The organism is Paenibacillus lignilyticus (genome assembly GCF_017942085.1).
Taxonomy (GTDB): Bacteria; Bacillota; Bacilli; order Paenibacillales; family Paenibacillaceae; genus Paenibacillus_Z; species Paenibacillus_Z lignilyticus.
In genome coordinates this window covers 1-26,473 of sequence record NZ_JAGKSP010000016.1, presented here as the reverse complement: position 1 = coordinate 26,473, position 26,473 = coordinate 1, and the positions used below count along the sequence as shown (strand labels likewise).

General features: G+C 52.7%; 23 protein-coding genes. 19 read left to right on the top strand and 4 right to left on the bottom strand.

Going from position 1 to position 26,473, the window contains the following annotated elements; all coding sequences use genetic code 11:
- The first annotated feature begins 3 nt into the window (after positions 1 to 3).
- The 3 genes from I8J30_RS26295 (at position 4) to I8J30_RS33320 (ending at position 2,674) form a co-directional block, all read left to right on the top strand.
- Positions 4 to 786 carry a nucleotidyltransferase domain-containing protein gene (locus I8J30_RS26295; RefSeq protein WP_210663216.1) on the top strand — a complete coding sequence of 261 codons (783 nt, stop codon included), beginning with the start codon at positions 4 to 6 and terminating at the stop codon, positions 784 to 786.
- 24 nt (positions 787 to 810) lie between these two features.
- Positions 811 to 2,037: an RtcB family protein gene (locus I8J30_RS26290; protein WP_210663214.1), complete on the top strand. Its 1,227-nt coding sequence runs from the start codon at positions 811 to 813 to the stop codon at positions 2,035 to 2,037.
- 97 nt (positions 2,038 to 2,134) lie between these two features.
- Entirely contained in the window at positions 2,135 to 2,674 is a 540-nt protein-coding gene (locus I8J30_RS33320; RefSeq protein WP_240548394.1) for a YkvA family protein, read from the top strand.
- Between the two features lie 57 nt (positions 2,675 to 2,731).
- Here I8J30_RS33320 and I8J30_RS26280 read toward each other — a convergent pair whose 3' ends face one another.
- Together I8J30_RS26280 and I8J30_RS26275 are read right to left on the bottom strand one after the other, a co-directional pair.
- Complete coding sequence (locus tag I8J30_RS26280) at positions 2,732 to 3,841, bottom strand: PAS domain-containing sensor histidine kinase (RefSeq protein WP_210663212.1); 1,110 nt, start codon at positions 3,839 to 3,841, stop codon at positions 2,732 to 2,734.
- Entirely contained in the window at positions 3,834 to 4,487 is a 654-nt protein-coding gene (locus tag I8J30_RS26275; protein WP_210663211.1) for a response regulator, read from the bottom strand. The genes I8J30_RS26280 and I8J30_RS26275 overlap by 8 nt, the downstream gene beginning before the upstream one ends.
- Positions 4,488 to 4,719: 232 nt before the next feature.
- Here I8J30_RS26275 and I8J30_RS33805 point away from each other — a divergent pair, with 232 nt between their 5' ends.
- From I8J30_RS33805 to I8J30_RS26215, 12 genes are all read left to right on the top strand, one after another.
- Positions 4,720 to 5,727: a globin-coupled sensor protein gene (locus I8J30_RS33805; RefSeq protein ID WP_338044953.1), complete on the top strand. Its 1,008-nt coding sequence runs from the start codon at positions 4,720 to 4,722 to the stop codon at positions 5,725 to 5,727.
- Between the two features lie 517 nt (positions 5,728 to 6,244).
- On the top strand, positions 6,245 to 7,417 hold the full coding sequence (locus I8J30_RS26265) for an MFS transporter (RefSeq protein WP_210663209.1): 1,173 nt from the start codon (positions 6,245 to 6,247) through the stop codon (positions 7,415 to 7,417).
- A 20-nt stretch (positions 7,418 to 7,437) separates the two neighbouring features.
- Positions 7,438 to 8,592, top strand: coding sequence for a dienelactone hydrolase family protein (locus tag I8J30_RS26260; RefSeq protein WP_210663207.1), 1,155 nt, complete (start codon positions 7,438 to 7,440; stop codon positions 8,590 to 8,592).
- A 284-nt stretch (positions 8,593 to 8,876) separates the two neighbouring features.
- Complete coding sequence (locus I8J30_RS26255) at positions 8,877 to 9,866, top strand: LysM peptidoglycan-binding domain-containing protein (RefSeq protein ID WP_210663205.1); 990 nt, start codon at positions 8,877 to 8,879, stop codon at positions 9,864 to 9,866.
- An 84-nt stretch (positions 9,867 to 9,950) separates the two neighbouring features.
- A complete protein-coding gene (locus I8J30_RS26250) occupies positions 9,951 to 10,382 on the top strand; it encodes an SRPBCC family protein (RefSeq protein WP_210663203.1) in 432 nt (143 codons plus the stop codon).
- A gap of 229 nt (positions 10,383 to 10,611) precedes the next feature.
- Entirely contained in the window at positions 10,612 to 10,896 is a 285-nt protein-coding gene (locus I8J30_RS26245) for a hypothetical protein (protein WP_091223987.1), read from the top strand.
- A 185-nt stretch (positions 10,897 to 11,081) separates the two neighbouring features.
- Positions 11,082 to 15,269 carry a choice-of-anchor I family protein gene (locus I8J30_RS26240; protein ID WP_210663201.1) on the top strand — a complete coding sequence of 1,396 codons (4,188 nt, stop codon included), beginning with the start codon at positions 11,082 to 11,084 and terminating at the stop codon, positions 15,267 to 15,269.
- 144 nt (positions 15,270 to 15,413) lie between these two features.
- Complete coding sequence (locus I8J30_RS26235) at positions 15,414 to 16,781, top strand: acyclic terpene utilization AtuA family protein (protein ID WP_210663200.1); 1,368 nt, start codon at positions 15,414 to 15,416, stop codon at positions 16,779 to 16,781.
- 5 nt (positions 16,782 to 16,786) lie between these two features.
- Entirely contained in the window at positions 16,787 to 17,167 is a 381-nt protein-coding gene (locus tag I8J30_RS26230; RefSeq protein WP_240548393.1) for an AtuA-related protein, read from the top strand.
- 21 nt (positions 17,168 to 17,188) lie between these two features.
- On the top strand, positions 17,189 to 18,331 hold the full coding sequence (locus I8J30_RS26225; protein WP_210663198.1) for an acyl-CoA dehydrogenase: 1,143 nt from the start codon (positions 17,189 to 17,191) through the stop codon (positions 18,329 to 18,331).
- A gap of 35 nt (positions 18,332 to 18,366) precedes the next feature.
- Positions 18,367 to 19,911, top strand: coding sequence for an acyl-CoA carboxylase subunit beta (locus tag I8J30_RS26220; protein ID WP_210663196.1), 1,545 nt, complete (start codon positions 18,367 to 18,369; stop codon positions 19,909 to 19,911).
- Positions 19,912 to 19,951: 40 nt separating this feature from the next.
- A complete protein-coding gene (locus tag I8J30_RS26215) occupies positions 19,952 to 20,764 on the top strand; it encodes an enoyl-CoA hydratase-related protein (RefSeq protein ID WP_210663359.1) in 813 nt (270 codons plus the stop codon).
- 76 nt (positions 20,765 to 20,840) lie between these two features.
- On the opposite strand, the gene uraA is transcribed toward I8J30_RS26215, so the two are convergent.
- A complete protein-coding gene (gene uraA / locus I8J30_RS26210) occupies positions 20,841 to 22,112 on the bottom strand; it encodes a uracil permease (RefSeq protein ID WP_240548392.1) in 1,272 nt (423 codons plus the stop codon).
- 226 nt (positions 22,113 to 22,338) lie between these two features.
- Between uraA and I8J30_RS26205 the strand changes: the two genes are divergently transcribed.
- From I8J30_RS26205 to I8J30_RS26190, 4 genes are all read left to right on the top strand, one after another.
- On the top strand, positions 22,339 to 23,127 hold the full coding sequence (locus I8J30_RS26205) for an NUDIX domain-containing protein (protein WP_240548391.1): 789 nt from the start codon (positions 22,339 to 22,341) through the stop codon (positions 23,125 to 23,127).
- Positions 23,128 to 23,204: 77 nt separating this feature from the next.
- A complete protein-coding gene (locus tag I8J30_RS26200) occupies positions 23,205 to 23,759 on the top strand; it encodes a cysteine hydrolase family protein (RefSeq protein ID WP_210663355.1) in 555 nt (184 codons plus the stop codon).
- A 74-nt stretch (positions 23,760 to 23,833) separates the two neighbouring features.
- On the top strand, positions 23,834 to 24,670 hold the full coding sequence (gene nadE, locus I8J30_RS26195; RefSeq protein ID WP_210663193.1) for an ammonia-dependent NAD(+) synthetase: 837 nt from the start codon (positions 23,834 to 23,836) through the stop codon (positions 24,668 to 24,670).
- Between the two features lie 6 nt (positions 24,671 to 24,676).
- Positions 24,677 to 26,119, top strand: coding sequence for a nicotinate phosphoribosyltransferase (locus I8J30_RS26190; protein WP_210663191.1), 1,443 nt, complete (start codon positions 24,677 to 24,679; stop codon positions 26,117 to 26,119).
- 101 nt (positions 26,120 to 26,220) lie between these two features.
- Here I8J30_RS26190 and I8J30_RS26185 read toward each other — a convergent pair.
- The coding region (locus tag I8J30_RS26185) for a hypothetical protein (protein ID WP_210663189.1) at positions 26,221 to 26,473 on the bottom strand (253 nt) is incomplete at its 5' end.

Genomic DNA, 26,473 nt, shown 5'->3' with positions numbered 1-26,473 from the left:
ACAATGGAACATATACATAGCATCATCAAGAATGAATTGGCTCGCTTGGAGCAAGAGGAACAGGTCATCATCTTGTACGCCTGCGAATCGGGAAGCAGGGCATGGGGGTTTCCTTCGCAGGATAGCGATTACGATGTTCGGTTCATCTATATTCGGCGACCGGAATGGTACTTGTCCATCTTCGATAAGCGAGATGTCATCGAACGACCGATCAGCGATATGCTCGACATCAGCGGTTGGGATATACGCAAAGCGTTGAACCTGTATCGGAAGTCGAACCCGCCGTTGTTAGAGTGGCTACAGTCCCCAATTCAATACGCAGAGAAACTTAGCTTGGCCGAGCAACTCCGCCAACTATCACCGCTTGCCTTTTCGCCAAAGTCCTGCATGTATCACTATCTAAACATGGCCCGCGGCAACTATCGGATGTATTTGCAAGGAGAACGGGTTCGGATCAAGAAGTACTTCTATGTATTGCGTCCTGTACTCGCTTGCGAGTGGATCGAGCGATATGGCGAAATGCCGCCAATGGAATTTGAAGTGCTGGCGGAACATCTGGTACCGAGAGACGGAGAGCTGTGGGAGACCATTCAACAATTACTGTATCGCAAGAAAGCAGGCGAAGAATTAGTCTACGAGCCTCGGTTACATGCCATTAATGCGTATTTGGAGGAACGGCTGCAGCATTTCGAACAGACAGCAGTCGTGTTAACAAAAGAAGAGAGCCAATTAGGCGAGCAACTGGATGCCTTATTTCGCTCAACCTTACAAGAAGCTTGGCAATGATAATGAATGGGAGAGTTGTTAACGATGGCTTATCAAACTATAGATGGCGTAAGAGTATGGGGAAACCCTGATCCGGGGGCGATGTCGCAAGCGAAAACCTGCGCGGAGCATGGGAATGTCGTTCAAGCATTATTGATGGCTGATCATCATAAAGGGTATAGTCAACCAATTGGCGGGGTAGTCGTGTATGACGGACAGATCTCGCCTTCGGGCGTCGGCTACGACATTGCATGCGGCAACAAAGCGGTTCGAACCAACCTTATGGCCGCGGATATCAAGCCAGCGTTGTCCAAGATCATGGATCAAATCGCAAAGAAGATCTCTTTCGGAGTTGGACGCGTCAACAGCGAGAAAGTCGATCATGAGTTGTTCGATGATCCGGATTGGAGCGTATATGCAACCCTTGGCCGGCAGGAGCATGACAAGTTAAAGGCGCTTGCTCGCGATCAGCTGGGAACGGTCGGAAGCGGGAATCACTTTGTGGATTTGTTCGAGGAGCAAGGAACGGGAAGGCTGTGGATTGCCAACCATTTTGGCAGCCGGGGGTTCGGTCACAAGACGGCAAGCGGATTTATCAATTTGGCCGCTGGTCGTGCGTTTCTGGCGAATGCACCGGGAGAGAAAATGGATCAGCCTCCCGTGCTGCTCGACATCGACAGCGAGCTTGGCGATATGTACTTCCGAGCGATGAAGATCGCGGGCAGATATGCTTATGCCGGTCGCGATTACATAATCGATCAAGTACTGGCGGTTGTCGGAGCTCAGGCGGATTTCGCGGTGCATAATCATCATAACTACGCATGGCTTGAGTCCCATAATGGGAAGGATTCGATTGTCGTACGTAAAGGGGCAACGCCATCGGCACCGGGGCAAATGGGGTTCATCGGTGGCAGTATGGGCGATATATCGGTCATTGTGCAAGGAAAGGATACGGAGGAGAATCGCGATTCCTTCTACAGCACCGTTCACGGAGCGGGACGGATTATGAGCCGAACGCAAGCCGCCGGCAAAATGAACTGGAAAACGCGCACGCGCTCCGGCGGCCAAATTTCCACGGCGCAAATGATGCAAGCCGTACGCGAGTATGGCGTTGAACTTCGCGGAGCCGGTACGGATGAGAGTCCGTTTGCCTATCGCAACCTCCAAGAGGTACTAGACGCACATTCGGAGACCATTGACGTACTCCACGTGCTGAAGCCGATCGGCGTTTGCATGGCAGGAGCGGATGAATTCGATCCTTATAAGGATTAAGGTTACGTATAAACGCAAAGGGGTAATAGGGATTGTTACCCGGCAATGGTTGTACGACTGCCAAATCCTAAATCACCTTTCACAAGGAGGGGCTACCATGCAAATGATCGTTGAGTGCTCGAATTGCGGTCGCAAGAATCAGGTAGATGCATTGAAAGTGAAAGCTGCTCTTTGTGACTCCTGCAAGGAACAGCTGGTCGACGAGGATGTGATTCCCGCTGCCTTCTCCGATGATGAGATTGCAGCAGCGGTCGAGGCAGCTCCATCCGGTGTTGTCATCGAGGAAGTCGAAACAGACAAGTATATTTCCAGAATTGGCAATCATGAAGAGCAAGTGAACTATGTGAACAAGGGCTTCTGGTCCAAAGTGAAGAAATATGCGGCAAAAGTGCCTTTCTCCCACGAAGCCGTATCGATGTACTATTGTGCGATGGACCCGGCTACACCGACTGCTGCGAAAGTAACGGCGATAAGCGCTCTTGCATACTTCATTCTTCCGATTGACGTGATCCCTGACTTTATTCCCGTCGCAGGTTTTGCGGATGATGGGACAGCGGTATTTATAGCCTATAAGGCGATAACCATTCATATCACGGAAGAGCATCGGGCGAAGGCCGCGCAGTTTTTCGCGGAATAAAGAAGAATGCCCTCTCCACAAGGAGAGGGCTTACTTCTATTCCGTTAGCCCAACTACCTACACCCTCTTCGGCACCATCAAACTAATCGCAGTCCCTTCCCCCGGGGCGGATACCACTTCAAGCTGGCCGCCGATACCGCGAGCGCGCTCTTCCATGCTGAAGAGTCCAACGCCCTGCCGGTTCAAATTCGGAACAAAACCTTTCCCGCGATCCAGGATTCGAATGAAAACCTGCTCCTCCGTCTCCGACACATCCACCACAGCTTCGGACACCGCAGCATATTTGGCTACGTTAGTCAGCGCTTCCTGAACAATGCGATACAGAGCGGTCTCGATGCGAGGGTCCAGCCGAGTGCGCAGCGTGCATGCGAATTGAACGCGGATATCGTAGTGCTGCTTGTAATTATCGATGTACGTACGCAGCGCGGGAATGACGCCTAAGTCATCGAGCACGGAAGGGCGCAAATCCCACGCGAGGCTTCGCACTTCCTCGATAATCGCCGATACTGACTGCCGAATTGTCGACAGCTCGGACTGATCGATTCGTTGCTCCCCAATCAGCCGGTCCAATTGAATAACAAGCCCGAACAAGCTTTGCCCAATGCCGTCGTGCAGCTCCCGCGAGAAACGCTGCCGCTCCGTCTCCTGAATGTGCATGACGCGCTTCATCATTTCCTGAAGCTCCTCTTCCGCCTTCTTCAGCTGCGTAACCTCGTTGCGAATGGCCAAATATTGATAGGGATGCCCCTCGTTATCGAGAAAAGGCATGATGGTCGTGTTCACCCAATAAATACTGCCGTCCTTCGCCCGATTCCGAATCTCTCCCCGCCATACCCGGCCGGATTGAATGGTCCGCCACAGATCCTCGAAGAAGACTTTGCCATGGAACCCCGAGTTAATAATGCGGTGATCCTTTCCGATCAGTTCGTCGCGCGTATATTGGGAAATTTCGCAGAACTTATCGTTCACATATTGAATAATCCCGCGGTGATCGGTAACGACCACGATCGACGATTCATCGAGTGCGAGCTTCACGTCCGTCAGCTGCTTCAGCATTTGATGCAAATCTTCACGGAACGCAGGCTCGGTAATGTGATCGTCGAGGCGCGCCAGAAGAGAATGGACCTTTTGCCCGATGACCTCCGGATAAGACTGGCTGCTATTCATAGCTCAACAGTCCTCTCTCCACGGCATAGCGAACCAAGTCCGGCCGCGTGCGCATCCCAAGCTTGTCCATCAGGTTGCTTTTGTGCGTCTCAATGGTTTTGACGCTGATCATAAGCTGTTCGGCGAGCTCTTTGTTGGAGTAGCCCTTGGCGATCCCGACCAACACCTCTTGCTCACGGTCGGACAACGAGGCATAGCTCCCTGTATGTTCACCCTGCCGCAGCTTCTCCAAATACTCATTCATGAGTCGTTTCGTAGCGGTCGGATATAAGTAGGCGTTCCCTTGGGCAATCGACTGTATTGCGGTAATTAACTCCTCGTAAGGAGCGCTTTTCAAAATATAACCGGATGCTCCGGCATGAATCGCTCGGAATAAATATTCGCCATCGTCATGCATCGTAAGAATAAGGACATAGGTTTCCGGCAGCAGCGCCTTCAACTCACGCGTTGCGGTCATGCCATCTTTGCCGTGAGGCATGCTAAGGTCCATTAACACCACATCCGGCTTCAGCTCCCGTGCGAGACGAATGGCTTCGTCCCCGTCTGCCGCATCACCGACAATGCACATGTCATGCTTGCTATCCAGCAGCGATCGCAATCCCGACCGCACAACGACATGATCGTCTACGATGACTATACGAATCATAAGAGGTTCCTCCCTCTGGCTTTGACTCTATGAACTAGACTCAACCTCAATCCTCTCATCTTACCAAGTTGCCGTCCAAAAATGAAGGAAGCCTCGGAGCGGCATCCTAAAAAAAATCAGGGTTTTCAACACGGTTTATCAGGGAATGTCCTGATATACGATCGTGCCGCCAATCGTTAAACTAATGGGAGCTACATGCGAAGGGGATTTTTCCCAACAACGAGGAGAGATCATGATGATCAAGGTTAGCCCCGAACGAAGGAAACAAATCGATTACATAGGCATATCGGAAGACGATCTTCAATTGCTGCAATCGCAAGCCGGCATTTTCAAGCAAATTACGAAATCCGTCGTGGACGAATTATATGATCGTGTGCTCACACAGCCCGAGTTGGTCGAGATTATTAACAAACACAGCACAGTCGACCGGTTGAAGGGGACGCAAATTTGGTATTTTCAATCGATGACGGAAGGCCGAATCGATGAAGAGTTCATCAAGCGGCGTCTGTTTATCGGCAATGTGCATTCCCGGATCGGATTAACGACGACCTGGTACCTCGGCACCTACATGCTGTATCTCGATATTGCGACGAAACACTTGCAAGCGGCTGCTCCGGAACAGTGGACGGCGATTATTTTCGCGCTCAGCAAAATGTTTAATTTCGACTCGCAGCTCGTCTTGGAAGCCTATGAAATGGACGAGAAGGCGATCATCCAGCGGATGGCCGATGACAGACAGCAGATGCTTCGGAAAATCAGCTCGGCCGTACAGGAGTTGGCTTCGATGATGGTCGAGCTGGGGAGCAGCACCCAATCGGTGGCCGCATCCGCTTCGTTTACCGCAACGCTTCAAGAGAAGGCGCACCGAAACGTGGAGGTGCTGCAAGCCGAAGTGAAAGAAATTCACCTCATGGGGGCCATGATTCGGGAAATATCCGATCAAACCCATCTGCTCGGCTTGAACGCTGCGATCGAAGCGGCACGCGCGGGCGACAGCGGGCGAGGTTTCGAGGTGGTTGCGAACGAGATCCGGAAGCTGGCCAGCCACTCGAAGGAGTCGTTGAAGACGATTCAAGAGAAGCTGTCCATTATTGGCAGGATATTAGGCGAGGTGCAGAGCGGCAGCGATGAAACGGTCAAAATCGCGCGCGACCAAGCCGCGAGCTCTCAGGAGCTGGCAGCTTTCGTCACGATGATTGAGAGTGTCACGGCCGAGCTGGATGCGTTGAACAATGCTTAGTGCGTGGATGCACGAATGTACGCTTACGCTAGTTTCGCTGTGCGAGCTGCCGAATGCGCTAACAACCGCACGGGGCTATAGATGAGCGCCGTTAAAATTCTAACGAATCGTACGGGTCTTATTTGTCCCCAAATAGCCCCAACAAATTTCTAACGAATCGTAGGGACGCTATTTGACGGTTTAGAGGTGTTTTGGAGCCGATTTTCCCGAAATAAGACCTCCACGGTTCGTTAGAATTTCGGAGACCGGATATTCGGCCCAATAAGACCTCTACGGTTCGTTAGAATCTCGAAGACCGGAAAATCGGCGACGTGACGCCACTACGGTTCGTTAAGGTCTCGCCGAATGAGGAAGGCGAAGGTTCAGCACCGAAATCGCCCAATAGTTCAAACCATACCGGTGGCACAGGGATAAACCCTGTGCTGCCTTTTTTATTGCGTGTATGATCTATCAAACCGGAATAAGGTTCCTTATAATAACCGTATAGATAGAAAGTACGTGCATCGGAGAGAGAAACTTGAGAACCGTTAACCCGAAGATCCTACTGGTCCATAGAGTCATGAACGAGCTTGCCGACAGCCTGCTCAAAGTATTTATCCCTATCTTAATTTACAAAGAGCTGGGCTCGATCGGTTATGCAGCGGCCTACTTAGGCGGCTATTATGTCTTGCAGTCTCTCCTCAATATGACTTTAGGCCGTTATATGACGGCAAAGCCGGTTGTGTTTATTCTGCTCCGGCTCATTCCCGTACTGGCTACACAGTATCTATTAGTTGCGGGACATGGGAGCCTGCTCTTGTACGGTTTGATCGCATCGACGGCCTGCGCCAATGCGTTCTACTGGGTTCCCTTGAACTATTTGTTCGCCTCATCGGCCGGCAAAGCAGTGGGGAAAGCTACGGGCCGTTTCCGCGCCGCATCTGTTGCGGGCAAAATCATCGGACCCGGCATAAGCGGCATCGTGCTGACTTATTTCGGCATCGAAGCCGTATCGACGATTGCGATTACCTTCTTCGTGGCGTCGATCGTCGTGCTGCTTGTTTCATACTTGAGCACTGGTAACGAGGCCAAGGCCATGTCCTCTATCGTCGAGGCTCCCTTGATCGCCCCCGTTGCCGAGTCATCAGCGCAACAGCCTCAGTCTCCATTTGCTGCCATCCGGATTTATTTGGTTTCATCCGTATTGTCAGGCTTCAGCGATACGGCCGATATCTTCTGGTCGCTGTATGTGTACACCGTCTCCGCCGCTTTCATCGATGTTGGTTTTGTTGCCGTGTTTATTCAATTTGGCGTACTTGGCGCAAACCTAGTGATCGGCAAATTGACGGATGTCCGCAAATGGCTGCTGCCGGCACTTCTGCCGCTGCTTGCTTATGCAGCCATTTGGATCGTAAGGCCTTATGCGATGGCGCCGATTAGCGTGTTTACCTTGTCCGCGGCAGGCGGGTTTCTGGTGCCGTTCTTCACCATTCCGATATTCGCGAATTTCGTCAAGGAAAGCAAGCAAACGCACAGCTTGTCCCAATGCTTAGTCTCCAGAGAGGTCGCACTCAAAGGTGGAGGAACAATCTCCATAGCAGGGTATTTGGCTACGGGGATGATTTCGATGCCCTTCATCTTGGCCGGAGTTGCCTCATTGTTGTTAGCCGTCCCGCTGCTGCGAATCTTTAATCGAATCAAAGCTGTTTAAATTGGAGGGGAGAATTCGACATGAAGAGTCTATTCGGCAATTATTTGCCTCTAGCCATGAATGCCATCGAGAAATGTTCGTTTCCGCTTTCTTTTCTAGCCTATGAGGGGGCTGACATCGACAGCTGGCGATCGACGACAAGGGCGAAGGTGATGGAGCTGTTGTCCTATCAGGCTGATCCGTGTCCCATGCAAGCAAGAGTAGATCGCTCGTATGTGAAGGACGGTCTGGTTGTGGAGCATGTGAGCTACGACCAGCCGTTTGGCCCAAGAACGGAAGGCATTCTCCTATATCCGTCTGAACGGACAGGGAAGCTGCCGGCTGTCGTGGCTCTTCATGATCATGGAGGGTTCAAGTACTTCGGCAAAGAGAAGCTGGTGGAGCTGGACGATGAGCCGGAAATCATGAGGGAGTTCAAGCAGGCCGCTTATGAAGGCAGTTCATGGGCAACCAAGCTGGCTAAGCGGGGCTATGTGGTTTTTGTGCCGGATGTTTTCTTATGGGGATCGCGAAAGACGGACGTGGAGAGCGTTCCGGAAGAATATGTGCTGCCCGTGCTGCGTGAAGCGCCGGGCTCCAGAGCTTATATTGAGGCCTACAATCGGTTTGCGGGCGAGTATGAATCCATGGTGGCCAAAACGTTATTTCTGGCTGGCACCACCTGGACGGGGATCATGGCCTATGAGGATAGGAGGGCCGTCGATTATTTGTTGACGCGACCCGAGGTGGACGGCGATCGAATCGGCTGCGGCGGATTATCCGGGGGCGGCTTGAGAACGATTTACCTGGCGGGTTTGGATGATAGAATCAAATGCGCAGTGTGCGTGGGTTTCATGTCTACCAACCGTGAGGTCGTGGCCCATCGCATTCAGCGGCACACATGGATGATGCATGTTCCGCACTTATCCTCCTATCTGGATATGCCGGACATCCTTTCACTAAGCGGACCCCATGCCGTAATGGTGCAATACGATATCGACGATCCCCTATGGACGATCGAAGGACAAGAAGAGAGCGACCGGAAGCTAAAGGCGATTTATGAGAAAATGGGGGCCGGTGATCGGTATCGCGGTCTGTTCTACCCCGGGCCTCATAAATTCGATAATCAGATGCAAGAGGATGCATTCCGGTGGCTGGATCAATGGCTCTTCAATGACGGCAATACGGCGCGCTAAAGCATCCCAATACAGCTGGGACTTTATCCCTCTTCGAAACCCGGGCAAATAGAAGAAGGGTTTGGTCCTCAAGAACCCGCTTCGGCCGGGCTTTTCCCCCGGTCTCCTACGATTGGATTATTTTTCTAAAATCGACATGAAATAAAAAGGATTCCTGACGAATGATGACGAATCATCTGAGCCGCAATTTATTCCGGCAGAAGGTGTGATCATCGTTGAGTAGGCAATCGAAGTGGGTCTTAAGTATAGTGTTGTTGGTGGTCTTATGTACAAGCTTTCCCGTCATGACGAACGCGCAGGGTTACACAGAAACAGAATCCTTTAGCAGCGTTTCGTACAACATAAAACCCGGCGATACGTTATACGGCATTGCCAAGAAGTTTTATCTGACAGGCGATTATGAGCAGGTGGCAAGAACGAACGGGCTGGATCCAAAGGTAAGCTTGAAAGCAGGGACGGCGCTCAAGCTGTCGAACCCGCTGGTGCTGGATCAATACACAGTCAAACAAGGCGATACCCTGTATGCGATTACGAATCATTATTTCAACCGCGTCTACTACATAAACGCGTTGATGGCGTACAATCACATCACGGAAGCGAATTTGAAGGCAGAGATGGCGCTGCGCGTGCCGCTGCCGGCAGGCGAACTGAAATACACGGTGCATAAAGGCGATACGTTGTATAGCTTATCGGCCAAATATTTCAAAGTGCAGGATTATCAGCAAATGATCGCCAAGGTGAACGGCATCGAATCGACTTCCGCCTCAATCAAGGCAGGACAAGTGGTGCAAATTCCGAATCCGTTCTACTCGATCGAGGAATGTGCGACTGTCGCAGCACCGCAGGGGACGACGGCGGTGACTCCGCCGGCCTCTGCTTCCGCTTCCACGAAGCCAGTCTCCATTGAGATCGACATCACACGCAACAAGTTATATGTGATTGCGGGCGGAGCGGTTGAGAAGACCTTCGACATCGCAAGCGGGAAGAAGGGGTCAACGCCGACCGGGAGCTTCGAGATTATTACGAAGATCAAGAATCCATGGTACATGGCCAAAGAAATCCCGGGCGGCGATCCGAAGAACCCGCTGGGCAGCCGCTGGCTTGGGCTGAGCGTGCCGAATACGCAAGGAACGAAATACGGCATTCATGGTACGAATGCCCCTTCTTCGATCGGAACGAATGCCAGCGCAGGCTGCATCCGGATGCTGAATAAGGATGTAGAATGGTTGTTCGGAACCGTTCCGACAGGCACGAAAGTGAAGATTCACGCGTAGTTAGGCAAGCCGTTGAGTAAGAATGAATGTTCTGGTAAAATGTGCTTGTTAGCAGTTACTTTACGAGTAGAGGCGGTCTTGGAAATGGGAACAGGTGCTGAGAAATTAACCGTGCAAACAGTCGTGAATTTACCCGTTGAGAAAGTTTGGAAATACTGGACCGAGCCGGCGCATATCACCCAATGGAACAACGCCTCCGATGACTGGCACACGCCATTCTCCGAGAATGATTTACGGGTTGGCGGATCCTTCACTTCCAAGATGGCCGCGAAGGACGGCAGCTTCGAATTCGAATTTGGCGGCGTTTATGACGAGGTGCGGGTCAACGAGGCGATTGCTTATACATTAGGCGATGGCAGAGAAGTTTCGATTGCCTTCATCAGCCAAGATAACGGGACGAAAGTCATCGAAACGTTCGAGACGGAAACCATGAATGCCGCTGAAATGCAGCAAGCCGGCTGGCAGGCGATCATGGATAACTTTAAGAAATACGCAGAATCGGTTAACGAAGAATAGTCATTTTAGAACTTGTCAAATCGCTTCGAATAGGTACCCGTAGACAGGACACTTTGAAAAAAGGTGTTCAAACTAGGGGTACCTTTTGTATACTGGGTAGAGTAGCGGTGTGCCGTGTCTGACTTTCACATATACTGAGCTTGAATAAACAGGAAGAAATCAGTGCCGTCATGGTTATACTAGTGATAAAAATATTTTTAGGGGTGAGCGTCTGAGAAAGCATAAGCCAATGCCATTTGATGAATTGCTAAAGGAACTGCAAGGACAGAAGACGATTCAGGAAGATCCGGATCATCTGTCGTTTGACCGATTGTTCAACGATTCCTTCATGGGGAAGTATTCCGGCATGAAGAGCTTCGCGGAGTTTCTGGAGAAGGGGAATTTCCAAGTGGAAAACCACGAGGACATTCGTAATATTCCCGATGAGCTGTTTGATCGTCATGTAGCCAGAGAGACCCAATTTGCGAATTGGAACGATATGCTGGATAAGGCGACCAAAGAATCCGCGAAATAGGGATGCGTTTTTTCCAATTGAATAAACGTAAGAAAGTGAATAACCACGCGTAATTCAGGCATGTTCCTGAGTTGGCGGGGTTATTTTTTTTACCTGTCATTTACAAAACATCCATTTCGCATTAATAGATGCTTCACATTTCTCCCCTATAATTTCTAGGACAATCCCTTAATAGGAGTGAAGACATGTTGAAGAAGAGAAATAAACAGCTATTGGCACTTCTGCTTTCAACTGAGCTTGCCGCAAGTATGCTGGCCGGAGTATTGCCTGCTTCTGCCGATCCAGCTGTTATTCAAGGAACGCCGTACGATGCAAACGGGGGGTACAGCGTCCAGGTTCCGCATGTAATCATCAATCAGTATTATGGCGGAGGAGCTTCAAGCGGAGCAGCGGTAAGCCATGGCTTCATCGAGCTTTATAACCCTACAAATACTAATGTGGATCTCAGCGGCTGGTCCTTACAATATGCCGATCGCGGTGAAACTACGAACACCACTACAGGTGCAACAGGTGTTTGGGAGAAGCTGGATCTGACAGGGACGATCCATGCACACTCTTCGTATTTGATTCGTGCGAATGCAACCACCGCTTCTGTTAACAAGGTGGTAATTGCGGACGGGGATTTCGATCAGAATTTCTCTCGTACGCTCCAGAACAAAGGGATGAAGCTCGTCTTGATGAGCAATCAAGATTTGCTGGATAAAGATGTTTCCGTGAATCCGTTTGTCAATAAACCAACAGGTTATGTGGATATGCTGGGTACAGGCAGTAACGACAATGGGAGTACGATTAGCGGGTTTGAGACGGAATTCCCTACAGGGCCAGCAGTAGGTACCGGAGTCGTGGGCACTACAGGCGGCACTTCCAAGAACATGTCGCTAAGACGTGTGAATTTTGCGGACTCCGACAATAACAAGAGCGACTTTGTGCAAATTATCTTCGGTTCCATGACTGCGGGACAAGCAGAGCTAACTACGTATGGCCCTCGCAGCAGCAATGATGGCGAGTGGGGAGTCGCTCCGACACCTCTTATCGTTTCCACTACTGAACTTGCTGATGGAACAGCAACGAAAGCATACACGGCTACTATTAGTGTGACAGGCGGGAAAGCTCCTCATCACTTCAGCGCAACAGGACTGCCTGCTGGTCTCACGATTGATGCGGCTACAGGGATCATTTCCGGAACCCTGGCATCCGATGCGCCTGCAAGTAACAATGTGGAAGTTACGGTTACAGACAGTGCCACGATACCTCAAACAACAACCAAAACTTATGTGCTTCTTGTCAATCAGCCGATTCCGGATTCGCTGACGATGACGAGAGTGGGCTCCTTTATTGCCGGTGCGCCTAACGGGGACGGCGGCGTTGCGGAGATCGTGAAGTATAACCCGGAGAATCATAAGTTCTATTCCGTCAACGGATCCAGCGATCCCGCGACACTGGATATCGTATCCTTGGATAACACGGGAAAACCGGAAGCGGACGCGACCTCGATCAATATCGAAGAGGTTGTTCAACAGAACTTGCCCGACTTCGAATACGGTGATTTTACGAGTGTGGATATCGACCTGAAGAATGATTTGGTTTACGCTGCCATTCAAGAGAAGACGTATACGAACAACGGAGCGATTCTTGTATTTGATTACAACGGCAAATATGTCACCTCCTACGAGGCAGGCGTACAACCGGATATGATCAAAGTTACGCATGACGGCCGTTATGTATTAACAGCGGATGAAGCCGAGCCGCGTTTAGCCGGCGCTGATCCGGAAGGCAGCGTGACAATCGTCGATCGCGTGAACAACGTGACGAAACACGTGAAATTCGACGATGTCAGCGTCATCGATGATCTGGTTCATCTTCGCGGCACTGCAAACGAGGCGGGTCTCATTACCGGTCCGGCTGCATCGAAAGAAGCGGCTAAGTATGATTTGGAGCCGGAATACATCGCATTGTCTGATGACGAGAAAACAGCCTATGTATCTTTGCAAGAGAATAACGCGATTGCGACGATCGATGTTGCCAGCGGAACGGTAACGGCGGTTACCGGACTTGGCTATAAGGATTTGAATCTGGCCGAGAACTCCCTCGATTTGGTGAAGGACAGCAAGATTAAGTTCGAGAACGTGCCGTTCAAAGGCATGTTCATGCCGGATGGCATCGATACGTACACCGTGGACGGAGAAACGTATTTGTTCACGGCGAACGAGGGGGATGCGACGGAATGGCCGGGCAGAACCAATATCTCTACGATCGGCGGCCTTGTGAAAGGCGGATTGACGCCTACTTCGGAAGCAGCTACTTTCTTAGCTGGCAAAACGGTAGGCGGCAAAACAGCCTATGACAGCGTAGAGGTACCAAGCGATATGGGACCGGACGGCGTTTACTTATATGGCGCTCGTTCCTTCTCGATTTGGAATGCGGACAGCTTAGAACCTGTCTTTGATAGCAAGAATGATTTTGAGAAAATTACAGCACAACGTCTTCCGGCCTATTTCAACTCCGATCATAAGGAGGTTGCTTTTGATAAACGAAGCACGAAGAAAGGTCCGGAACCGGAGTATGTGAAAGTCGGCAAAGTGGGCAGCAAGGCATTGGCTTTCATCGGCCTTGAGCGCGTGGGCGGTATCATGACGTACGATGTGACGAACCCGCAGACGCCTGCTTTTGTCAATTATACGAATACACGCAACTTTGGAACGTCGGATCTGCAAGGCGACATCGGTCCGGAAGGTCTGGAGTTTATCCCCGCAACGGCAAGTCCAAGCGGAATGCCGCTTCTTCTGGTCGCTCATGAAGTAGGCGGTATGATTACGGTGTATCAGCTGAATGTGGACAAAGTGACATTGAATGCGAAAGAATTGGCGCTTAAGGTTGGCGGTTCGACTTCGCAGTTGACAGCTACAGTAGTCCCCCATGCTGAAAATGGTGCCGCGACGGTAACTTGGTCATCGTCGGATGCAACCGTGGCTGCGGTAGATGCAGCCGGTAAAGTTTCGCCTCTTAAAGCGGGAACGGCTGTCATAACGGCACTAAGCGCAGACGGTTACGGCGTAGCGGAAGCGGCAGTTACGGTTGCGAGTGCGGATGCGCCTCCAACCAGTCCGGTTACGGGCCCAACCGCGCCGCCTGCCACTGGACCTGTTGTGGATGGAACTAAAGTGACGACGGAAGTGAAAGCAGTCACTGATGCTACGGGCAAAGCGACGGCGGCCGTAACGGATAAACAAGTCGAAGAAGTCTTGTCCAAGCTGGCGGCTTCCAATTCGGCAGGCGCGAAAGATATCATTGCGATCAAAGCCGTAGCGGATGCGAGTGCCAAGGAGACGGCCGTGACCTTCTCGGCAGCGGCGATGGATAAGATTTCCGGCAGCGGCGCAGATGCGCTTGTAATTCAATCGGGAATCGGACAGGTGCAGCTGGATAAGAAAGCAATGACCACGGTAGCGAATGCTGCAAGCGCAGGTGAGGTAACGGTATCCGTTGCGAAGGTTTCGGCAGAGGAACTGGCTGCCCGTACGAAGGATAATCAAGCCGCGATCGCGGAAGCGATTGGCTCGCATCCCGTGTATGATTTTAATGTAGTGGCGGATGGGAAGAAGGTATCTGATTTTGCGGGCGGCATCGTCAATATCCGTATTCCCTATGTGTTAGGCGCAGGCGAAGATGCCAATGCCATCATCGCTTACTATATCGCGGATAATGGCAAACTCGAGCTGCTGCCTAATGCCAAGTATGACAAGGCAACAGGACAACTGGTCTTCTCCGTTGCCCATTTCTCGACGTATGCGATCGCCAGCAACCATGTGAAGTATACCGATACGGCATCCAGCTTTGCGAAGGACCAAATCACTTACTTGTCTGCAAGGGCGATCATGGAAGGTGTAGGCGGCGGAAGCTTTGCTCCTAAGAAGCAAGTGACAAGAGCTGATTTTACGCTGATTCTGGCCCGCGTTGCAGGGGTCGACCTGACGACGTATGAAGGAAGTAAGTTTAGCGATGTAAGTGCAGATGCTTATTATGCACAGTCCGTGCAATGGGCAGCGGCAACCGGAATTACAAGCGGTGCAGCCGAAGGCGTATTTAATCCGAGTGCTCCGATTACAAGGGAGCAAATGGTGGCGATAATTGCGCGTCTTGCCGCAACCTTGCATTACACGCTTCCGAAAACAGTGCCGAGCGTCACGTTCACAGACGAGGCGAGTATCTCGAGCTATGCGAGAGAAGCCGTTGCGGCTGTTCAGCAAGCAGGTATCATTAACGGCAGAGCATCCGCCGGTGCAGGAAGCAGCTTCGATCCGCAGCAGTTTGCTACGCGCGAAGAGACGGCGAAGATGATCGGCATTTTGTTCCAAGGATTCATGAATCATTAATACGATCGGCATGACAAATACCCCGAGATGGCTTGCTGCCAGTGCTCGGGGTATTTGTTTATATGTCTAGCCCCCTTTTGCCCGCCATAGAATGAAGAAGGAAGATACCTCGCGATCGATTGCGATTATCGAAAGGAGGTTCGCATGAAAACAATACGGATTGGAGCGGGACAGGGATTCTATGGCGATTCGGTATGGCCCGCTATCGAGACGGCTAAGCGAGGGAAGGTGCAGTATATCTGCTTTGACAGCCTCGCCGAGCTTACGCTTGCCATCCTTCAGAAAGACCGGCAGCGTGATCCGGCCGGAGGTTATGCCGCCGATATTGGCCGTACGATGAAAGAACTGCTTCCGATAGCGCAAGCGCAAGGCATCCGCATCATCACGAATGCGGGAGGCATGAATCCGCTTGGGGCGATGCGGGAAACCGAGCGAATCGCGAGTGAACTGGGCCTGACAGGGCTAAAGATAGCCGTTGTGACCGGGGACGACGTGCGCTCGCAGCTGCCCGAATTCATGCGGCAAGGAGCGGCGCTCTCCCATATGGAGGATGGCCGGGATATAAGCACTATCCAAGAACGTATCGTCTTCGCCAACGCCTACTTAGGCGCCGAACCGATTGTGAATGCGCTTCGGCAAGAGGCGGACGTCATTATTACAGGCCGAACGACCGACTCGGCTTTATTCCTGGCGCCGTTAATTCATGAATTCACTATCGGGCCGGATGAGTGGGATCGTCTGGCGCAAGGGGTGTTGATGGGTCATCTTCTGGAATGCTCCGGGCAAGCGTCGGGCGGCAATTTCAGCGGGGACTGGCAGGCGGTAACGGAGCTGGAGCAGATTGGTTTTCCTATTGCGGAAGTTCGCGAGGACTTAACGTTCACGCTAACCAAGACCGAGGGGACCGGTGGGCTTGTCTCCGTCGATACGGTGAAGGAACAGCTGCTGTATGAAATCCACGATCCGGCGGCGTATGTCACGCCCGATGTTGTGCTGGATCTGATGGGGGTTGCGCTGGTTGACGCTGGCCCGAACAGGGTCGAGGTTTCGGGTGCGCGCGGTTCCGAACGACCCGATACGCTTAAAGTCGTGATGGGCTACGCCGACGGCTGGCTCGGGCAGGCCATCTGGGGGTATTCGTGGCCGGATGCTCTCGCCAAAGCCCAGACCGGGGATCGAATTGTACGCAGCCATATCGAACGGCTTGGTCTGCGCTATGATGAAATTCGGACGGATTACCTCGGCTACAACTCTTTGCATGGACCGCTGGCTAAGCTGCCACAGCAGGAAGAGCTGAACGAAGTTTATGTGCGTGTAGCGATGCGGACGAAGAGCCGGGACGATGCGGCCAAACTGGGCCGGCTCGTTCCGCCGCTTATGCTGAGCGGTCCTCCTGCGATGGGCGCATTCCTTGGCGTGATGAAGCCGCGAGAGCTGCTCGGCATGTGGTCTTGTCTCGTTCAGCGGGCACTCATCGAGCAGGGCGTGCAAGTGACGGTTGTGGAGGTGTAGCTATCGTGGCGCGTATACGCAAGCAGCTTCGTCATCTTGTGCAGGCACGATCCGGCGACAAGGGAAATACGATCAACATTGCCGTCTTCGCGCAAGATGCGGCTGTGTTCGAATTGTTGAAGCGGGAGCTGACGACGGATCGGATCAAGGCGCATTTTACCGGCATGATCGAAGGGGAAGTCGTACGTTACGTAGTGCCTAACCTGCTGGCTATGAATTATGTTTGCCGCGCCGCGCTGGGCGGAGGCGGCTCCGCCACGCTTCGGATGGATAACCTCGGCAAGTGTTATGCGGCTAATTTGTTGCGGCTGGAAATTGAAATGGACGACGATGATGATGAAGGTGAACCACCCATAACACCTGTGCCGCCCGCCACCACGACTTAAGCAGAAGAGGGGGTGCTTGCGATGAACTTCGACGTAACGGAAGAGCAGGCGATGATTCGGGATTTGATTCATGATTTTGCGGATGCGGAGGTAGCGCCGGGGGCGGTTGATCGGGATCGCACCGGCACGTTTCCGGCGGAAGTCTTCGGGAAGCTTGCCAAACTCGGCTTGATGGGCCTTCCTTTTCCGGAGCAATACGGCGGAGGCGGAGCAGATACGATCAGCTTCGCGATCGTAGTCGAAGAGCTCAGCCGAGTATGCGCGTCAACCGGCATTACGTACTCTGCGCATGTGTCGCTCGGGGGAGCGCCGCTCGCACTGTTCGGCACGGAAGAGCAGAAAGCGGCTTTCTTAACGCCGCTTTGCAGGGGCGAGTATCTCGGCGCCTTTGGACTGACCGAACCGGATGCCGGATCGGATGCGGGCGGAACCCGCACGACTGCAGTGCGAACCGGGGATCAGTGGAGCATCAGCGGCTCCAAATGCTTCATCACCAATGCCAGCTATGCGCGCAATCTCGCCCTTACCGCGGTCACCGATAAGTCCAAGGGAACGAGCGGCATCAGCGCGTTTATCGTTCCGACGGATGCGCCCGGATTCACCACCCACTGCAGCTACGAGAAAATGGGGCTTCACGCCTCCAACACGACCGAGCTCGTGCTCGAAGACGTAGCGGTGCCGCAGGAGAATTTGCTCGGCAAGGAAGGGAACGGCTTCAAGCAGTTTCTCGCCGTTCTCGACGGCGGCCGAATTGGCATTGGCGCCATGGGGGTCGGCATCGCCCAAGGCGCCTACGACAAATCGCTGCGTTATGCGAAGCAGCGCAAGCAATTCGGCCGAACGCTCAGCGCGTTTCAGGCGATTCAGTTCAAGCTGGCCGATATGGCGATGAACATCGAGCTCGCCCGCACGATGGTCTATAAGGCGGCGTGGTTGAAGGATCAGGGGAGGCCGTTCAAGAAAGAAGCGGCGATGGCGAAGCTTTTTGCGACCGAGATGTGCATGAAGGTATGCGATCAAGCGGTCCAGATTCACGGCGGCTATGGCTATATGAAAGAATACGAGGTAGAGCGTTATATGCGCGATGCCAAGCTGCTTGAAATCGGTGAAGGAACCTCGGAAATTCAGCGTCTGGTCATTGCAGCCCAAATCGGCTGTTATTAGGACAGAGTCAGCAGCAGAGGGGAGTACCGAGAACTATGGAATCTGAACACGAATCGGCGAATGACCGGCTGCAGGAGCAGATCGAGGAGATCAAGAAGGGCGGCGCCGCCAAATATCACGCGAAGAATGCGGAGCAAGGCAAACTCTTCGTGCGCGATCGCTTGAAGCTGCTGTTTGATCCGGACTTCGAGCTCGAGGATGCTTTGTTCGCCAGCTGCAACGAAGCAGGGCTGCCGGCTGACGGCGTCGTCACCGCCATTGGCAAGATTCACGGTGCAACCGTATGCGTCATCGCCAATGATTCCACGGTGAAGGCAGGGTCCTGGGGAGCGCGGACCGTGGAGAAAATCATTCGGATGCAGGAGACGGCGGATAAGCTGCGAGTTCCGCTGCTCTATCTTGTCGATTCGGCGGGGGCTCGGATAACCGATCAAGCGCTCATGTATCCGGGGCGGCGAGGCGCAGGGCGCATCTTCTACAATGAGGTGAAGCTGTCGGGCAAAATCCCGCAGGTATGTCTCTTGTTTGGGCCATCGGCGGCAGGCGGCGCCTATATCCCGGCCTTCTGCGATATCGTCATCATGGTCGAGGGCAATGCCTCCATGTACCTCGGTTCCCCGCGCATCGTGGAGATGGTGACGGGGGAGAAAGCTTCGTTAGAGCAGCTCGGCGGAGCCCGCATGCACTGCTCGGTTTCGGGCTGCGGAGATGTGCTCGCGAAGAGCGAGGGAGAAGCGATCGCGCTGACGAGACAATACCTAGCCTATTTCCCGCCTAATTTCACGGAAAAACCGCCAACCAAAGAACCACGTCCCCCTGCCGATCTGAGAGTTCCGCTCGACTCGATTATTCCGGATAACCAATATACCCCATTCGATATGTATCCGCTCATCGACGGCCTCATTGATGAGCATTCGTTCTTCGAAATCAAACGCCTCTTCGCGAGGGAGCTCATCACGGGCTTCGCTCGGATAGCCGGCAAACCGGTTGGCATTATCGCGAATCAGCCGAAGACCAAGGGCGGCATCCTGTTCCACGACTCGGCGGACAAAGCCGCCAAATTCATCAGCTTATGTGACGCGTTCCACATTCCGCTGCTGTTTCTCGCCGATGTGCCCGGCTTCATGGTCGGCACGGCGGTAGAGCAAGCGGGCATCATTCGGCATGGTGCCAAAATGATCGCCGCCGTGTCCGAAGCGACGGTGCCGAAAATATCCGTCATCGTGCGCAAAGCTTACGGTGCCGGCCTTTACGCCATGGCCGGTCCGGCCTTTGAACCCGATTGCTGCCTGGCGCTGCCCTCGGCTCAAATCGCGGTCATGGGACCGGAAGCCGCGGTCAACGCCGTGTACGCGAACAAGATTGCGGAGCTGCAAGAGCCGCAGCGCTCCGAATTCATTGCGGCCAAACGCGAAGAATACCGCCAGGATATTGATCTCTACCAGCTGGCATCGGATATGGTCATCGACGGCATCGTTCCGGCCCATTCCTTGCGCAGAGAGCTGATCAAACGTTTTGAGGTGTACGGTTCAAAAACCGTCACCTTCACAGAGCGGAAGCATCCGGTTTATCCGGTCTAGCGGGAGAGGAAGAAGGAGGAGAAGGGAGGACGGCATCGCCATGACTACGGAATCACCGGAGCCTCAGCCTCAGCCGCCTGTTCTATGGGAGCAACGAGGGCATATCGGCACGATACGGCTCAATCGCCCGGAGAGCCTGAATGCGATTAACGAAGCGATGCTTATCGCTCTTGAGGAGCAGCTGCATCACATCGCCTCCGAAACCCGGACAGTCCGCGTCGTCATCCTCGAAGGCGAGGGGCGTGCCTTCTGCGCCGGCGCGGATCTGAAGGAGCGAAGCATGCTGACAGATCCGCTGCAGATTCGGCAGCGAATCATCCGCAGCAAAGCCGTGTTCGCCGCGCTGGAACGATTGCCGCAGCCGACGATCGCCAAGATCAACGGCCTCGCCTTCGGCGGCGGACTGGAGCTGGCGTTATGCTGCGATTTCCGCTACGCCATTAGCAGTGCAAGGCTGGGGCTGACCGAGGTTAGCCTCGGCATCATCCCCGGCGCCGGGGGCACGCAGCGATTGCCGCGGCTGATCGGCCCGGCCAAAGCCAAAGAGCTGATTCTCACGGCGCGGCGGATCACAGCCGAACAAGCGCACAAGCTCGGTCTGCTGACCGACGTCGCGGAGAACGAAGAACAACTGCAATCGCGATGCGCGGCGACCGCGGAAGAACTCCTTGCCAATGCCCCGCTCGCCGTGTACCAAGCGAAGCGGGCCATTGACCAAGGGCTGGACCTGGACCTCCCGTCAGGCCTTGCCCTCGAAACCTCCGCCTATGAAGCGCTTATTCCTACCAGGGACCGGCTGGAAGCGCTCGAAGCCTTCCGCGCGAAACGGCCGCCGCAGTTCACGGGCGAATAGCTCCTGCTTTACCGTCGGACAGGAGTGAAGAAGAGGACGTCCGCATGGACGCCCTCTTCTTTGATTAGGCAGGCTTCTACTCTTCAGCCAGCTTATAGACTTCAATGATCTTCAAGAACAAGCTGAGCACTATGGAGGAAACCGTTGCGAGCGCCATTCCTTTGAGCTCAAAATTACCCCATTTCAGCGCAGCACCGCTAAGTCCGATGACCAGCACGATGGTAGTTAACATTAAGTTGGCAGGTTTGGAGTAATCGACCTTGGTTTCAACCAGCATGCGAATCCCGGAAGCTGCGATAACGCCGAAGAGCAGCAGCGACACGCCGCCCATGACGGCCTCGGGTACGGTTTGGATCAAGGAGGACAGCTTGCCGATGAAAGAAAGAACGATCGCGATAATGGCCGCGCCGCCGACAACCCATGCCGAATATACACGGCTGATGGCCATTACGCCGATATTCTCGCCGTAGGTCGTATTCGGTGTAGAGCCGACGAAGCCGGACAGAACCGTTGATACGCCATTGCCAAGCAGCGATCGGCTGAGGCCGGGATCCTTCGTTAAATCCTTCTCGACAATGTTGCCCGTTACGATCAAATGGCCGATATGCTCGGCGATGACGACGAGGGCCGCCGGCGCGATGATCGCGATGCTGGCCCAGTCGAACGTCGGCGAGTAGAACGTTGGAGCTTTGAACCAAGCGGCGGCGTCGAGCGTCGCTTTTACTTTCACCAGCCCAAGGATTGTAGCGAGGGCATACCCGACGATAACGGAGATCAGAATCGGAATAACCTTCATGAATCCGCGGAACAGCACGGAACCGACAACGCCAATACATAGCGTGACGAGGGATACCGTAATAGTAGCCGCATCAGGCGACCAATCTGCCGGCGAGCCCGGCTTGGCAATGAGGCCGGCCATCTGTGCTGCGGTCGGCACAAGCTCGAGGCCGATAACGGCAACAATCGCGCCCATCGCTGCCGGCGGGAATACGACATCGATCCAGCGTGTGCCGGCCAGTTTAATGATGAAGGAAACAAGCATGAAGATGAGGCCAACCGCGATGAAGCCCCCGAGCGCCGCGGAATATCCTCCTTCTGATTGCAGCACCACGAATACCGGCGAGAGGAAAGCGAAGCTTGATCCCAGATAAGCCGGGATTTTGAATTTCGTAAGGATGAGATAGAGCAGGGTACCAATACCGTTCATAAGCAGAATCGTTGCGGGATCTACTTTGAATAAAATCGGGACGAGCACGGTGGAGCCAAACATGGCGAATAAATGCTGCAAGCTAAGCGGAATGCTGGCCGCGAGTGACGGCCGTTCATGGACTTGAATGATCTTCGACAACGGCGATGGCCTCCTGATGTTAGCGAATATGATGATTTTTGCCAAACGTAATAGTATCATAATTGGCCCAATTGAGGAATTGCATGCAGAGTCAGAAGCGGCTCAGTCTCCATGTGTAACGAATAAACGGGCTTCCGCAAGGAAACATTTACAACAAACCGCTTGACAAATACTTTAATAATGTCATAATGACAATATAAAGATTAACAAAAGCAGGTGATGCACCTTGACCCAACCTATTGATGAGGCTAATGAGCCCGAAGAGCTGACTTATTCCCCGCGTAACTATCGCACACCGGACGGTGCGCCTGCGGACATTGTGATATTCACGATTACTTCGACACATCGCAATACGGCGAAGAAGTCTCTCCCGACCCGCCAATTGGAGGTCTTGCTCATTCAACGCAAGAGCTGGCCTTTCGCAGGGCAGTGGGCTCTGCCCGGAGGCTTCTCGAAAGAAACCGAGACGATTCTCGAGAGCGCGAAGCGGGAGCTGCAAGAAGAAACCGGCGTCGACAATGTTCATATCGAATATTTCAATGCCTACAGCGAGCCCGGGCGGGATCCGCGTGGATGGATGATCTCGCACGCCTTCTGCGCGCTCGTGCACGAAGGGGAGCTTGAGCATCGCAGAGCTGCCGATGATGCTGCGGATGTCCGGTTGTTTTCGGTGCAGGAGGCACTGGAGATGGAGCTGGCATTCGACCATAAGCAGATTTTGCAGGATGCACTGGGTCATATTCGCCGCAGCATGCTCACAACGGCCATTGCCAGAGAGTTTCTGCCTGAGGAGTTTACGATCGGCGAGCTGTACCAAGTTATTGAGGCGGTCGTGCCGGACTTCGTGGAACACAACTTTATCCGCAAGATTACTTCGACGCAAAGCCGCAAAGGCATTATTGAGGAAATCCGGGATTCACGCGGTGAGCTGAAGATGTCGAATCGCTACTCCCAGCGGGCAGCTCAGCTTTATCGCTTCACTGATTATGTGCCTCAGTTGTCTATATACAGCTAGGCATTCTTTTTACAAGGTTGATATTGTCACAATGACATGATTTGATTCCATGAATTCAAATAAGGAAGGTGGATATGATGAAAGCATTGGTTGTCATTGATTTCACGGTTGATTTTGTGAACGGTCGTCTACCGGTTGGTCAGCCCGCAATTGAGATTGAGAGCCGCATCGCAGCGATAACGAAGCAGTTTGCAGAACAAGGGGACTTTGTTGTGATGGCCGTAGATTTGCACGACGAGCACGATACGCTTCATCCCGAGCACAAGCTGTTTCCTCCGCACAACATTCGAGGCACGGCAGGACGGGAGCTCTACGGCAAACTGCGAGAGGTTTATGAGACGGAGAAGGACCGTATCTATTGGATGGACAAAACGAGATACAGTGCCTTTTGCGGAACGGACCTGGAATTGCAGCTGCGGGCGAGAGGGATTACGGAGCTTCATCTGGTTGGCGTCTGTACGGACATCTGCGTGCTGCATACGGCGGTAGATGCTTACAATAGAGGCTATCAAATTGTCGTTCATGCCGATGGCGTGGCAACCTTTAATGAGCAGGGGCATGAGTGGGCGCTGGGGCATTTCAAGCATTCACTCGGTGCAGAAGTAGTGGCGGGCGATCAGCCAATCACCTAATGACCCAATCATAAATCACTCCATCACCCACAAATTGGCACAATCACACGACTCTATAAAGGAGAGATTGAATTATGGTGAACAAGCAGCAGCAAGAAATTATCGAACACTTGCAGGTGAAGCCGACGATTGATGCGGGGGAAGAAATCCGGCGCAGGGTCGGTTTTATGAAAGCTTATCTTCAGCATACAGGGGCTAAAGGATATGTTCTTGGCATATCGGGCGGTCAAGATTCCACATTGGCAGGCAAACTCGCACAGCTGGCCGTGGACGAATATAATGCAGATCCAACCAGCAAGAACCAAGCTACCTTCCTAGCAGTCCGATTGCCGTATGGTGTGCAGAAAGACGAAGACGATTGCCAGGACGCGCTCCGATTTATCGGGCCGACTCGTACGAGTGTCGTCAATATTAAACCGGCGGTCGATGCGGCCGTAGAGCAGTTTGAAGCGGCAACCGGAGATAAGCTGGGTGATTTTCATAAAGGGAATGTAAAAGCGCGGGAGCGGATGAAGGCGCAATACGATTTGGCGGCGCATTATGGGCTGCTCGTGCTGGGTACGGATCATGCTGCCGAAGCGATAACGGGTTTTTACACGAAGCATGGTGACGGAGCCTGCGATATGGCGCCAATCTATGGCTTGAATAAGCGTCAAGGAAGAGCATTATTAGAAGCATTGAACTGTCCGGTTCACTTATATACGAAGAAACCGACTGCGGATTTAGAGGATTTGAAGCCGGGAATTCCGGATGAAGTTGCATTAGGCATGACCTACGAGCAGCTAGACGACTATTTAGAGGGTAAAACATTGCCGATCGAGTTAAGCGACAAAATCGAAGCGCGTTACAAACTAACGGAGCATAAACGCCGCGGTCCCGTGACGGTTTATGATGACTGGTGGAAGGAATGAGGTTCTATGAATTACGACAATCTGACGCTCCATACGGATAAATATCAGATTAATATGATGTACGCGCACTGGATGAACGGCACCTTAAATGATAAGGCGGTATTTGAACTGTTTTTCCGCAAGCTTCCGTTCGGCAACGGCTATGCGGTTGCTGCCGGGCTCGAGCGGGTCATCCATTATATTAAAGGTCTGCAATTCGGCGATGATGAGATTGCGTATTTGAGGGAGCAGGAAGAGAACTACGAGGAAACGTTTCTGCAGGAGCTTCGTGCATTTCGGTTCACGGGAGACTTGGACGCCGTTCCGGAGGGAACGATCGTTTTCCCGAATGAGCCTCTGATTCGCGTCGAAGCCAGAGTGTTCGAGGCGCAGCTAATCGAAACGGCCATGCTCAACTTCGTTAATTTTCAGACGTTGATCGCTACCAAAGCTTCGCGGATTAAGCAGGTTGCCGGTGGGGACGGCCTGCTGGAGTTTGGCACAAGACGCGCACAGGAAGCGGATGCTTCGATCTGGGGAGCGAGGGCTGCTTATGTTGCCGGCTTCCATGCTACCTCGAACTTAAGAGCGGGGATGTTGTTTCGTATCCCTACCAAAGGTACGCATGCGCACGCTTGGGTTCAGGGGCACGAGACCGAAGAGGAAGCCTTTCGCAAATATGCGGAAGTGCTTCCGGATCATGTAACGCTGCTGGTAGATACCTACGATACGCTTAAGAGCGGCGTACCGAATGCCATTCAAATCGCCCGCATGCTCGAGCAGCAGGGGAAACGGATGAACGCGATTCGCCTCGACAGCGGCGACCTCGCATATCTATCGCAGCGTGCGAGACATATGCTCGATGAAGCGGGATTCCCTTATGTTCAGATCATCGCATCGAATGATTTGGACGAGAATATTATTTTCAACCTTAAGGCGCAAGGGGCGCGTATCGATGTCTGGGGTGTTGGCACGCAGCTGATAACGGCAGGTGACCAGCCTTCGCTGGGCGGCGTTTATAAGCTCGTTGCTCGTGAGGGTTGCGATGGTACGTATGTGCCCGTTATCAAAATCTCAGGGAATCCCGAGAAAGTAAGCACCCCTGGGATCAAAGAGGTCTACCGCATTATTAATCGAGGTACCGGGATGGCTGACGGCGATTATATCGCACTTCGGCATGAAGAAGCCGTGAAGCGGGGAGAGGCGATTAAGCTGTTTGATCCCCTTCATCCTTATATTCATAAAGTCATTGAAGATTACGATGCGGTGCCTCTGTTGAGGCCGATATTCAAGGCCGGGGAGCTTGTGTATGCAATGCCGACCCTAGAGGGAGTTCGGAATTATCATGAGGAACAGCTAAAGTTATTCTGGCCGCAGTACCTTCGCAAGCTGAATCCGGAGATGTATCGCGTGAATATTAGTGTCGAAGCTTGGCAGCTGAAACTTGATCTTATCCAGCGTTATAGATAGTCTTACAGCAGGCCCGAAGGCGCATCATGCGCCTTCGGATTATGGCTTTTATAATAATTTCGAAAAAAGACTTGCCATATGATGTCGAACCATGATATATTCTAATTCCGCCGCTGAGAGATACAGGGACGCGGTGCTCGAAACGAAAACAAGTTGAAAATAAAGCTTGCAATCATGTTTCGAAATATGTTATCATCTGATTCTGGGTCAACAAACCAGAACATGAAATTTGTTCTTTGAAAACTGAACAATGAGCGACCAGTCAAATGGTCATAAATCGCGAAACGAACGTTTCGCAAAGCTAGTTTTTTGAATGAGCTACCAAGCGAATTCTTAAAAATGGCCAAGCCTTCG